This is a genomic window from Polynucleobacter tropicus, assembly GCF_013307225.1.
GTDB lineage: Bacteria > Pseudomonadota > Gammaproteobacteria > Burkholderiales > Burkholderiaceae > Polynucleobacter > Polynucleobacter tropicus.
On sequence record NZ_CP028942.1, the window covers coordinates 1,760,519 to 1,772,875 of the forward strand.

Here is a 12,357-nt window from a genome sequence, read left to right on the forward strand (position 1 = left end):
GAATTATGCCTTCAGAAATTCAGCTCGAGAACCAAGCCAACGCTCCAAGTGACGCTCAACAATATCGGCATGGTCTGCTAACAAACGTTCTGCTGCCTTTTGCGCCAACTCAATTAACCAAGCATCCCGCTGCAGGTCAACAAAGCGCAACATGGCATCTCCTGATTGCTTGGCACCTAGGAGCTCTCCGGGGCCGCGCAAAGATAAATCGCGCTCCGCAATCACGAACCCATCAGATGTTTCGCGCAAAGTCTGCAAACGCTCTTTGGCAGCCATTGATAATGGTTCTGCGTACATCAAAATGCATACCGAATCGGCTGACCCACGACCAACGCGACCTCTTAGCTGATGAATTTGAGCGTATCCAAATCGTTCAGCATGTTCAATCACCATTAATGCCGCATTAGGCACATCAACACCCACTTCGATCACTGTGGTTGCAACTAATAACTGAATTTCATTAGCCTTAAATGCTGCCATCACCGCAGCCTTCTCATCAGCTTTTAGGCGCCCATGAACTAGGCCCACCTTAAATTCCGGTAAGGCCTTAGTAAGCTCTTCGAAGCTCTCAACAGCAGTCTGCAACTGTAGCGCTTCAGATTCCTCAATCAGAGGACATACCCAATAAGCTTGCAAGCCTTTTGAAAGCCAGCTTTGCAAACCATGAACTACCTCTTCCCTTCGGCTTGCTTTCACCACCTTAGTGGCAATTGGCTTACGCCCTGGGGGTAATTCATCAATTACTGAAACATCTAAATCAGCGTAATACGTCATCGCCAAAGTTCGTGGAATTGGCGTTGCCGACATCATGAGTTGATGGCAGTAAAACAATTCTGAGCCAACTCTCTGCTGAATCTCCAAACGTTGACGAACACCGAATCGATGTTGCTCATCAATTACGGCCAAACCCAATTTAGCAAAGTGCACATTCTCTTGAATCAAGGCGTGAGTGCCAACGACAAGTTGAGCAACACCACTTTCAATTAACTCTTGCGCTAATTTCTTTTCTTTAGCTTTCAAGCTTCCAGATAGCCATGCAATTTGCACCCCTAGAGGCTCAAACCATTCCTTCATTTTGAGGTAATGTTGCTCAGCCAATATCTCAGTAGGCGCCATGATTGCCGCCTGATAACCATGATCTATTACCCGCGCTGCCGCTAAAGCCGCAATCACGGTCTTACCACTACCTACATCTCCCTGCAATAAGCGATTCATTGGGAATGAATGCGATAAGTCTTCTCCAATTTCATCCCAAACGCGAGACTGTGCATCAGTTAATTGGAATGGCAGGGCTTTTACTAAGCCTTCTTCAAGGCTTGCAGTGAGTTCATCATTTTTGTTGAAGCTTGGCGCATGTCGCTCTCGACGAATCGCATGCGCGCGTTTTAATGAAATCTGTTGCGCTAGCAATTCCTCAAACTGAACACGACGCCATGCAGGATGCGTGCGGTCTAACAATGCTTGCGTGTCTGCGTCAGCTGGTGGTTGATGAAGATAGGTAATGGCAGATTGCAAACTAGGCCATTCATTGCTTGGCAATAACTGATTCATCAATGAGCTTGGTAAAAACTCTGCCAAGCTATCTTTCAGGCTTGGGTCTCGTAATGCCTGAGTCACTGCCTTACGAATTGCCGCCTGAGAAACGCCTGCACTTGCTGGATAGACTGGGGTCAAGCTAGTTGGCAAGGGTGCATCAGGCGTAACAGCGCGCACGGTTGGGTGAACCATTTCCGAGCCCTGAAACCCTTCACGCACTTCTCCGCGTACTCGAATGTGAGCACCAACAGTCATTTGCTTTTGCTGACTTGGATAGAAATTCAGAAAACGCAAATTCAGGGTTTCTATTTGATCTTCAATGGTGACAACCATCTGCCTTCTCGGCCTAAACAAAACCTGGTTCCGAATTACTACGCCCTGAGTCTGAACTGATTTAAATCGCCCCTGAACCAGAGCCTCACCAATCGAAAGTAATTCCGTCTCATCTTCGTAACGAGAAGGAAGATGCAAAGCAAGGGCCATTGGGCTATCTAAACCCATTTTTTGGAGTGTGTTTGGCGCTTGTTTGGTAGTCATCGTTAAAATCTAATACCTGATGGTAATGCTATGCAACTCTCCGACTTTAATTACGAACTCCCACCCGAACTAATCGCCCAGCATCCATTGGCGAATAGAACCGATAGCCGTCTCCTGGAGCTTAAGGCAAATGGGGGTGAGCGTGCTCAATTCATAGATCGACAGTTTAAGGACATCCTTAGCCTTGTCAGCCCAGGGGACTTATTAGTCTTTAATGACACTAAAGTTATTCCGGCCAGACTGCATGGCAAAAAGGACACTGGTGGGAATATTGAACTGCTGATCGAACGCATTAGCGGTGATCAACAAGCTTGGGTCCAAATCAGGGCATCAAGAGTGCCCAAGACCGGTGGAATTATTCATATTCACAACGCTGCCGGCGAATCTTTTCCAGCAGAAATGATTGGTCACGATGGGCGATTCTACGAAGTTCGCTTCCCAGAAAATATTTTCTCTTTGCTTGAGCGCTTTGGTGAATTGCCTTTACCGCCCTACATTGAGCACCAACCCGATGGTAACGATGCGCAGCGCTATCAAACAGTAGTTGCTAAAAATCCGGGCGCAGTAGCGGCGCCTACTGCCGGTCTTCACTTTGATGAAGCTATATTGAAACAACTCGGTGAGTTAGGCGTTAATCAGGCTCCCGTTACTCTGCATGTTGGTGCAGGCACCTTTACACCCGTACGCGAAGAAGACTTATCTAAGCATCAAATGCATTATGAGTGGTTCTCTATTCCAGACTCAACGCTGGAGGCAATTCATAAAACGCACCAAGCAGGAAAGCGGGTCATTGCTGTTGGCACTACCAGCTTGCGCGCCTTGGAGAGTCAAGCCATTAGCCAGAAAAGTAGCGGCGAGACCAATCTTTTTATTACGCCTGGATTTCAATTTAAAACGGTAGATTGTTTGTTAACCAACTTTCATCTGCCAAAATCTACCTTATTGATGTTGGTGAGCGCTTTTGCAGGCATGGATAATATTCATGCTGCTTATCAACATGCTATTGATCAAAAATATCGCTTCTTTAGTTATGGAGACGCGATGTTTTTAAGCCGACTCGGAAACCCATCATGACCAAACCCGTAAATTTTTCTATTTTGGCGAAAGACTCTGAAAGTCCAGCGCGCCTTGGTCAACTCGATCTTCCGCATGGTAGCGTGCAAACACCTATCTTTATGCCAGTGGGAACCTACGGCACGGTGAAGGCAATGACACCGCGCGACCTCAATGAAGCAAAAGCACAAATCATCTTGGGTAACACTTTTCACCTTTGGCTTAGACCAGGTTTAGATGTCATCAAAAAACATGGTGGCTTACATCGCTTTATGGGCTGGGATAAACCTATCCTCACGGATTCAGGTGGCTTTCAGGTTTTTAGTTTGGGGGCGCTACGAAAAATTTCTGAAGAAGGCGTTACTTTTGCCTCACCCATTAATGGCGACAAACTCTTTATGTCGCCCGAGGTTTCAATGGAAATCCAGGCGGTACTCAATAGCGACATTGCGATGCAATTCGACGAGTGCACCCCTTATGAAACCAAGGGTCAAGCTACCAGTGAAAAAACTGCGCGCGCCTCGCTCGAAATGTCTTTACGTTGGGGGGATCGCTCATTAAAACGCTTTCGCGAACTCAATACTGGCAATGGACTCTTCGGCATTGTTCAGGGCGGCATGTTTGAAAACCTTCGCGAGTTTTCCTTGGATGCAGTGAGTCAACAAGGCTTTGATGGCATTGCCATTGGCGGCTTATCCGTTGGGGAGCCAAAGCCGGAGTTTGAGCGTATTTTGAATTTCACGGCGCCAAAATTACCTGAGCACATGCCACATTACCTCATGGGTGTAGGTACTCCGGAGGATCTCATTCTGGGAGTAAGTCTAGGAATCGACATGTTCGACTGCGTCATGCCAACTCGAAATGCGCGCAATGGTTGGCTCTTTACTCGCTTTGGTGATTTGAAACTGCGTAATTCTGGCTACAAAGATGATGACCGTCCATTGGACCCAACTTGCGCTTGCTATACCTGTCAAAATTTCACAAGGTCATACTTAAACCACCTCCAAAAAGCCAACGAAATTCTTGGCTCTCAACTGAATACCATCCATAACCTCTCTTACTACTTGCAGCTAATGACCGAGGTTAGGGAGGCCTTAAGCAAGGATCGTTTTAGCGCCTATCGCGAGGAATTCCATGCCAATCGCCAGCGGGGCGTAGAGCCAGGGCAGAATTAATCCCCTCCGGGGGCAATAAACCCCTTCAAATCACCTCCAAAGCCCCATACAGTTTAGAATTGCGGGTTACGGCTTTTTCTTAAAAGCTGAAAAATAAAGCAGTTTCCAATTGGCCATTAACGGAGGTTTGATATGTGGATTAGTAACGCTTTTGCCCAGGCTCCAGCCGCGGGCGCAGATGCAGGTGGCTTGATGAGCTTCCTCCCCTTAATCTTGATGTTCGCAGTTTTGTACTTCATCATGATTCGTCCACAAATGAAGCGTCAAAAAGAAACTAAAGCGATGCTCGAAGCGCTTGCAGTAGGCGATGAAGTGGTTACTGTTGGCGGCATTATGGGCAAAGTAACCGCATTGAAAGATCAAGTGGTTACTGTTGAAATTTCTGCTGGGACAGAAGTGCAATTGCAAAAAGGCGCTATCACCACTGTATTGCCAAAAGGCACATTGAAGTCCGCTTAATTTTTTATTAAAAGTATCTCGACATGAATCGCTATCCTCTCTGGAAATATTTAGTCATTGCCATTGCTTTACTAATTGGCGGACTGTATTCCTTACCCAATTTCTATGGAGAGGCTCCAGCGGTTCAAGTCTCATCTGCTAAACCAACCATTAAAGTTAATTTAGCAACGCAATCTCGTGTTGAGAAAATTCTGGCTGATGCCAGCATTGACAACACTGGAGTATTTTTTGAGGCAGCCGGCAATGTTGGCTCTATCAAAATTCGCTTTAACAATACCGACATTCAGTTACGCGCTCGCGATCTCTTGCAGCAAAAACTGAACACCGATCAAAATGATCCTAACTACACTGTAGCCCTTAATCTACTATCCAATACGCCTGGCTGGCTCAATGCAATTAATGCCCTGCCAATGCCATTAGGCCTAGATTTACGCGGTGGCGTCTACTTCCTTTTGCAAGTAGACATGAAGGGTGCAGTACAGAAGAAAGTAACCTCATTGGCTACAGATATTCGCAGCCAATTGCGTGATAAAAATATTCGCCATCAAGGTATTGATCGTGGAACAGATTCAATCGCAATCAATTTTGGTAGTAGCGATGAAGCTGAAACTGCGCGCTCACTTCTCAATACTTCCCAACCTGATCTCACTTGGTTGGTTAAAGCAAATAGTAGCACTTCAAAACTATTGGGTGAATTCAAACCAAAAGCATTGAAAGACATTCAGGACAATGCGGTAAAACAAAACATCATCACCCTGAATAAGCGTGTAAATGAATTAGCAGTTAAAGAACCAGTAATCCAACAGCAAGGCGCTGAGCGCATTGTGGTTCAACTTCCAGGCGTGCAAGACACTGCGCGTGCCAAAGACATCATTGGTCGCACTGCAACCTTGGAATCACGCCTAGCGGATCCATTGGTATCCACCATTGGGGTTGGCGAAACACCACCTCCCAGTATGGATACTTTCCGCTTTGGTGAAAACCGTTTAGGCGTATTTAAAAAATCAGTCATTTTTAGCGGTGATCGCATTACCGATGCAAGTGCTGGCTTTGATCAAAACCAACGACCTGCAGTAAACATTTCTTTGGATGCCGCTGGTGGTCGTGTCATGCAAGAAGTAACCCGCGAAAATATTGGTAAGCCAATGGGCATGATTTTGTTTGAAAAAGGTAAGGGCGAAGTTCTCACGATTGCCACGATTCAAGGCGAATTCGGCTCTAAGTTTCAGATTACCGGTCAACCAACTACCGAGAGCGCCAATGACTTAGCCCTCTTATTGCGTGCCGGATCCCTTGCGGCACCAATGGAAATTATTGAAGAGCGCACGATTGGACCTAGCTTGGGCGCAGAAAATATTGAAAAAGGGTTTAAATCTCTATTAATTGGCTTTTCTGCAATTGCGATTTTCATGATGGCTTACTACATGCTATTTGGAACTTTCTCCGTTGTAGCTCTAGCGGTTAACCTGCTCTTATTAATTTCAGTGTTGTCCATGTTGCAGGCAACACTCACCCTTCCAGGCATTGCCGCTATGGCTTTAGCACTTGGTATGGCGATTGACTCCAATGTTTTGATTAATGAACGTATTCGCGAAGAGCTACGCAATGGCTCCTCACCTCAAACTGCGATTGCAATTGGTTTCGATAAAGCTTGGGCAACCATCTTGGACTCTAACGTCACCACCTTAATCGCCGGCCTTGCTCTGTTAGCTTTTGGATCTGGTCCGATTAAAGGCTTTGCCGTTGTGCACTGTCTTGGTATTTTGACTTCGATGTTCTCTGCAGTCTTCTTCTCACGTGGTCTGGTTAATCTCTGGTACGGCAGACATAAGAAAATTCAGAAGCTCGCTATTGGCCAAGTTTGGCGCCCACAGGAGAAATAAGCCATGGAATTTTTTCGCATAAAAAAAGATATTCCATTCATGCGCCATGCATTGGTGCTCAATGCGATTTCTTTAATTACTTTTTTAGCGGCAGTTTTTTTCCTGTGGCATAACGGCCTACACCTCTCGATTGAATTTACTGGCGGTACCGTCATGGAGGTTACGTACCCCCAGACTGCCCCACTTGACTCCATTCGCGCCAAAGTAGAAAAGCTTGGCTATGCGGATACACAAATTCAGAACTTTGGTAGCTCACGCGATGTAATGATTCGCCTGCCTTTGCAAAAAGACGCTGAAGGTAAGCTCATTTCTTCTGCGGATCAAAGCAATGCAGTAATGCAAGCGCTTGATCCTGCTAGCTCAGGCGTCAAGCTACAGCGCGTTGAGTTCGTTGGTCCGCAAGTTGGTCAAGAGCTAGCGATTGATGGTTTAAAAGCCTTGGTATTTGTGATTATCGGCATTGTGCTTTACCTCTCCTTCCGCTTTGAGTGGAAATTTGCTCTCGCCGGCATCATTGCGAACTTGCATGACGTTGTCATCATTCTTGGCTTCTTTGCTTTTTTCCACTGGGAATTCTCGCTTTCAGTATTGGCAGCGGTATTAGCAGTCCTTGGCTACTCTGTAAACGAATCCGTGGTGATCTTTGACCGTATTCGCGAAAACTTCCGCAAGTACCGCAAGATGAATACTCGCGAGATTATTGATAACGCGATTACCAGCACCATTAGCCGTACCGTAATCACCCACGGCAGTACTGAAATGATGGTTCTAGCAATGCTGATCTTTGGTGGTCCAACCCTGTTTTATTTTGCCTTGGCACTCACCATCGGTATTTTGTTTGGTATTTACTCTTCTGTTTTCGTGGCGGCCGCATTAGCGATGTGGCTAGGTGTAACTCGCGAAGATCTGGTTAAGGGCGACAAGAAGCCTGACGATAATGCTCGCAATGAAGATCCAAACTACGGGGCTCGTGTTTAACCAAAAGGTTAAACAGACAGATTTAACTAACTGGTAATTTGCCGATCAAGGGCAGCTAAGATATTTTTAGTTGCCCCTTGATGTTCAACAGCATATGCTTTAGCTGCTACTGCCATCTTAGCGAGCTCAGCAGAATGCAAAAGCAATTCTTTTAACGACTCCGTTAAAGCCATAGTCTGCCCAAACAGTAATTCGCCGCTAACTCGTTTCGCCGCCCCAATCGCAATCGCATCAAGAGCTGCTTGCTGAAAATTGTAAGTATGTTCACCAAGCAAGACGGGGCAACCTGCGGCACAGGCCTCAATTAAATTCTGCCCCCCAAAAGGCAATAGGCTACCGCCCATCACCACGAGATCTGATGCGCTGTAATACATAGGCATCTCGCCCATTGAATCACCCAAAACTACATCGATCCCAGCAAAATCGCCCAAAGCATTCGCAAACTTAGAGCGAGCCTGAAACTTCAAGCCGGCATTGCGAATGTGATTCGCCACTTCTGTAAAACGCTCAGGATGTCTTGGGACTATGCACAGTAGTGGCGAGTTTTGTAATGTCTTTTGAAAGGCATGATCGAGTAGCAAATCTTTCCAGGCCTTGAGAATAATTTCTTCTTCACCATCGCGCGTACTCGCAGCGCAAACCATCAATCGTCCACCTACCTGTAAATCTTGCTGCCATTGCTTACCTTGGGCTACCAACTTGAAATCTAAAGGGACATCAAACTTGAGATTACCCGTAATCTGAACCTTATTCACGCCAAGACTACGATAACGCTGCGCATCAAATTCGGTTTGCGCCAAAATACCTGCAAAGGCCTGAAATAATGCTCGACCAGCATTGCCGAAACGATTAACCCGACGCGCACTTCTTTCAGATAGTCGGGCATTAATTAAAAACAAAGGCAATCCAATTTCTTTACAACGAAACACAATCGTAGGCCAAGCTTCAGTTTCCATGAAAAGACCAAACTTTGGCTTGAAGGTCTTCAAAAAATGTCCGACAGACCAACACAAGTCATAAGGCAAATACACCTGACGAATCTGCCCACTAGCAATCGCATTGGCAAAAAGCTGCTTACCTGTTCTGCGACCATTAAGAGTCATATGCGTTAGCAATATAGACTCGCCACGCGCCAAATAGGCTTCGATGAGAGGCTGGGCTGCGCGCGTTTCGCCAACAGATACTGCGTGTATCCAAATATAGCCTTTTGAAATAGGTTTCTCATACCCAAAACCAAGACGTTCAGGAATGTGGTGTAAGTACGCAAAGGAGTGCCTCGCGCGCCAGGCTAAACGCACAAATGCTAGCGGCAAAAGTAAATGCCACAGCAGTTGATATACAGCAAACCAGAACCGAGGACGCGCCCCGTATTCTGAGCTCGAGTTCACACTCACTTTTTGAGACGTTCGGTCAACTCGACCGCCTTACCTAAATACGTAGATGGAGTCATTTCTAGCAAGCGTGCTTTAGCATCTTCCGGAATCTTCAATCCACGAACAAAGTTTTGCAAATCAGCTTGATTGATGCCTTTACCGCGGGTAAGTTCTTTCAATTGCTCATAGGGATTTTCAATACCATATCGACGCATCACTGTTTGCACTGGCTCCGCCAAAACTTCCCAGCACTCATCGAGGTCAGCAGCAATAGCAGCATGATTTACTTCTAGTTTGCCAAGACCGCGTAAAGCGCTGTCATACGCCAATACGCTGTGACCAAAGGCTGGCCCCAAATTACGCAAAACAGTAGAGTCGGTTAAGTCACGCTGCCAACGAGAGACAGGCAACTTTTCAGCGAGATGGCGCAACAAGGCATTAGCGACACCTAAATTTCCTTCGGAGTTTTCAAAGTCAATCGGGTTTACTTTATGAGGCATCGTAGATGAACCAATCTCGCCCGCTTTGGTGCGCTGCTTAAAGTAGCCCACAGAGATGTATGCCCAGAAATCACGATCCATATCCAATAAAATCGTATTGGCTCTAGCAATAGCATCAAACAATTGCGCCATGCCATCGTGAGGTTCAATTTGAATGGTATATGGATTAAAAGTTAGACCTAAGCGCTTTTCCACCACATTCTTCGAAAAGCTCTCCCAATCAAAATCAGGATATGCAGATAAGTGGGCGTTGTAGTTACCAACCGCACCATTCATCTTTCCAAGCAATGGCACGGTGGCGATTGATTCAATAGCGCGCTCTAGACGCTTTGCAATGTTCGCAATCTCTTTACCGAGAGTGCTAGGTGAAGCAGGTTGACCATGGGTGCGTGAAAGCAAAGGCACTTTTGCATGCTCAATAGCCAAGTCCGTTAAAACAGAGAGTACTTTGCGAAGTTGCGGCAACAATACTTCATCGCGTGCGCCACGTAACATCAATCCGTGGGAAGTATTGTTGATGTCTTCAGATGTACAAGCGAAATGGATGAACTCGCTGGCTTTTAATAAATCAGGTCGATTAGCAACTTTTTCTTTTAAGAAATATTCCACAGCCTTCACATCATGATTGGTGACCGCTTCAATATCTTTAATACGTTGCGCATCTGCATCAGAAAAATTCTCGGGCAGCGACAGCAAAAAAGCTTCATCGGCAGCATTGATTTTTGGCACATCAGGCAGACCAGCAGCAGCCAAAGCGAGTAACCAATGAATTTCCACAAAAACGCGCTGGCGCATAAAAGCTGCCTCGGATAACCATGGGCGCAATGCGTCCAGTTTTCCGGCATAACGACCATCTAAGGGGGAAAGGGCATTTAAGGTTGAAAGCGGCTGACTCACGGGCATTGCCTTTGCTGGGAATATGTCAATAAAACCTAATTTTAATGCGTTCCGCCCTCGAGCAATCCAAGGTTGAGATGGCTATACTGAGCCCTATGAAACTCATTTACTCCCCTACCAGCCCCTATGTTCGTAAAGTCAGGATCGTATTCCTGGAGAAAAAGGTCGATATTGACCTTGAAACTAACAGTGTTTGGGCCGCAGACACCAATATCGCCACCTACAACCCCCTAGGTAAGGTTCCATGCCTCGTTTTGGATGACGGGGAAGCCATTCAGGACTCTCGCGTAATTGCTGAATATGCGGATGCTTTGAGCCCTGTGAGCAAACTCATTCCAGCCGATCATCGTGAGCGCGCTACCGTGAAAACTTGGGAAGCATTGGCCGATGGATTAGTGGATGCCAGCATTTTGGCGCGCCTGGAAAAAACTTGGCGCCCAGCAAATGAGCAAAGCCAAGCTTGGGTTGATCGTCAAATTGGAAAAGTGAATGCCGCACTTCGCCAAATGTCAGAACAACTTGGTGAGAATGCCTGGTGCTTTGGAAATCAAATAACCCTAGCTGATATTGCAGTGGGTTGTGCCCTTGGTTATTTAGCGTTTCGCTTTCCAGAAATTCAATGGCAAAGCCAGTATCCAAACTTAGATCGTTTGTACCAAAAATTATTACAGCGTCCTTCGTTTAAAGAAACTGAGCCGCCAACAACTTAATTTTGGAATTGATGTTTGGAGTTAGGCGGAAATAATTCCGCCACCCAAACAAATATCACCGTCATACAAAACGGCGGATTGCCCAGGGGTTACTGCCCATTGAGGCTCAGGAAAATCTAAACTGAAGTCTTGTGATGAATTGCCTGCATTTAGAACACAAGCAGAGTCAGCTTGTCGATATCGTGTTTTAGCCGAGTAAGAACCAGATGCGGGTGCGCTTCCAGAAATCCAACTAGCATCCATCGCTTCAAGCCGCTCCGCCAATAGCCATGGGTGTTCGTGGCCCTGCACCACATATAAAGTGTTGTTTGCCACGTCCTTACGAGCAACGTACCACGCATCACCATTGCCATCCTGACTTCCACCCAAGCCAATTCCCTTGCGCTGCCCCAAGGTGAAAAAAGCTAAGCCCATGTGCTCACCAACAACCTTGCCTTCAGGGGTTTTAATTGGTCCAGGTATGCGTGGCAAATAACGATTTAAAAATTCTCTAAACGGTCTCTCACCAATAAAACAAATGCCAGTGGAATCTTTTTTCTTGGCGTTATGCAAGCCAATTTTTTCAGCGATAGTACGTACTTCCGTTTTAGGAATTTCGCCCAATGGAAATAAAACGTTTGCTAATTGCTGTTGTGTCAAGCGGTGCAAAAAATAACTTTGATCTTTAGTGGCATCTAAAGCTTTCAAAAGCTGCACCCTGCCACCTTCATGTCGCACTCTAGCGTAATGGCCGGTAGCAATCGCATCAGCACCCAAACTCATGGCATGGTCTAAAAACGCCTTGAACTTAATTTCGGCATTACATAAGACATCTGGATTTGGGGTGCGTCCGGCAGCGTATTCACGTAAAAAATCCGCAAATACTCGCTCACGATATTCAGCAGCAAAATTAACCGCCTCGACATCAATTCCGATCAAATCTGCAACCGAGACGACATCCAGCCAATCTTGGCGGGCGGAGCAATATTCATCGTTGTCGTCATCCTCCCAATTTTTCATGAAAAGGCCTACAACCTCATAGCCCTGCTCTTTGAGCATCCAAGCCGCAACAGACGAATCTACCCCTCCAGACATGCCAATAACGACTTTCTTGGGGTTTGTGGGCGGGATTGCCGAGGAATTGAGCTGGATCATCAAAAAATGCGAGAATTCAATATAAGCTGACAAGCCTTATTGTAGAAGTCTTAGCCTAGATTGACAGAAATTTGGGCAAAAAGGCCATATGTGCTTGTAGGGGAAAATGAGTGGGTGATTTT

Annotated in this window: 10 protein-coding genes; 6 read left to right on the plus strand and 4 right to left on the minus strand. The window is 46.2% G+C overall.

Annotated features, from left to right (window positions below):
* Window positions 1-3: 3 nt before the first annotated feature.
* On the minus strand, window positions 4-2,073 hold the full coding sequence (recG, locus tag DCO17_RS08990) for an ATP-dependent DNA helicase RecG (RefSeq protein WP_173956382.1): 2,070 nt from the start codon (window positions 2,071-2,073) through the stop codon (window positions 4-6).
* A gap of 30 nt (window positions 2,074-2,103) precedes the next feature.
* On the opposite strand from recG, the gene queA reads away from it, so the two are divergent.
* The 5 genes from queA (at window position 2,104) to secF (ending at window position 7,621) form a co-directional block, all read left to right on the plus strand.
* Window positions 2,104-3,147: a tRNA preQ1(34) S-adenosylmethionine ribosyltransferase-isomerase QueA gene (gene queA, locus DCO17_RS08995; RefSeq protein WP_173956383.1), complete on the plus strand. Its 1,044-nt coding sequence runs from the start codon at window positions 2,104-2,106 to the stop codon at window positions 3,145-3,147.
* Window positions 3,144-4,301 (plus strand): tRNA guanosine(34) transglycosylase Tgt, encoded by a 1,158-nt coding sequence (gene tgt / locus DCO17_RS09000; protein ID WP_173956384.1) that lies wholly within the window; start codon window positions 3,144-3,146, stop codon window positions 4,299-4,301. The genes queA and tgt overlap by 4 nt, the downstream gene beginning before the upstream one ends.
* Before the next feature lie 132 nt (window positions 4,302-4,433).
* Window positions 4,434-4,760, plus strand: coding sequence for a preprotein translocase subunit YajC (gene yajC / locus DCO17_RS09005; RefSeq protein ID WP_173956385.1), 327 nt, complete (start codon window positions 4,434-4,436; stop codon window positions 4,758-4,760).
* 23 nt (window positions 4,761-4,783) lie between these two features.
* Entirely contained in the window at window positions 4,784-6,643 is a 1,860-nt protein-coding gene (gene secD / locus DCO17_RS09010; protein ID WP_173956386.1) for a protein translocase subunit SecD, read from the plus strand.
* 3 nt (window positions 6,644-6,646) lie between these two features.
* Window positions 6,647-7,621 carry a protein translocase subunit SecF gene (gene secF / locus DCO17_RS09015; RefSeq protein ID WP_173956387.1) on the plus strand — a complete coding sequence of 325 codons (975 nt, stop codon included), beginning with the start codon at window positions 6,647-6,649 and terminating at the stop codon, window positions 7,619-7,621.
* 26 nt (window positions 7,622-7,647) lie between these two features.
* On the opposite strand, the gene DCO17_RS09020 is transcribed toward secF, so the two are convergent.
* The gene (locus tag DCO17_RS09020) at window positions 7,648-9,009 is read right to left on the minus strand and encodes a 3-deoxy-D-manno-octulosonic acid transferase (RefSeq protein WP_437342802.1); all 1,362 of its coding nucleotides are present in this window, start codon (window positions 9,007-9,009) and stop codon (window positions 7,648-7,650) included.
* Window positions 9,010-9,011: 2 nt separating this feature from the next.
* On the minus strand, window positions 9,012-10,397 hold the full coding sequence (gene purB, locus DCO17_RS09025) for an adenylosuccinate lyase (protein WP_173956389.1): 1,386 nt from the start codon (window positions 10,395-10,397) through the stop codon (window positions 9,012-9,014).
* A gap of 89 nt (window positions 10,398-10,486) precedes the next feature.
* Here purB and DCO17_RS09030 point away from each other — a divergent pair, with 89 nt between their 5' ends.
* Window positions 10,487-11,101: a glutathione S-transferase C-terminal domain-containing protein gene (locus tag DCO17_RS09030; RefSeq protein ID WP_173956780.1), complete on the plus strand. Its 615-nt coding sequence runs from the start codon at window positions 10,487-10,489 to the stop codon at window positions 11,099-11,101.
* A 21-nt stretch (window positions 11,102-11,122) separates the two neighbouring features.
* Here DCO17_RS09030 and mnmA read toward each other — a convergent pair whose 3' ends face one another.
* Entirely contained in the window at window positions 11,123-12,235 is a 1,113-nt protein-coding gene (gene mnmA, locus DCO17_RS09035; RefSeq protein WP_173956390.1) for a tRNA 2-thiouridine(34) synthase MnmA, read from the minus strand.
* Window positions 12,236-12,357: the final 122 nt, after the last annotated feature.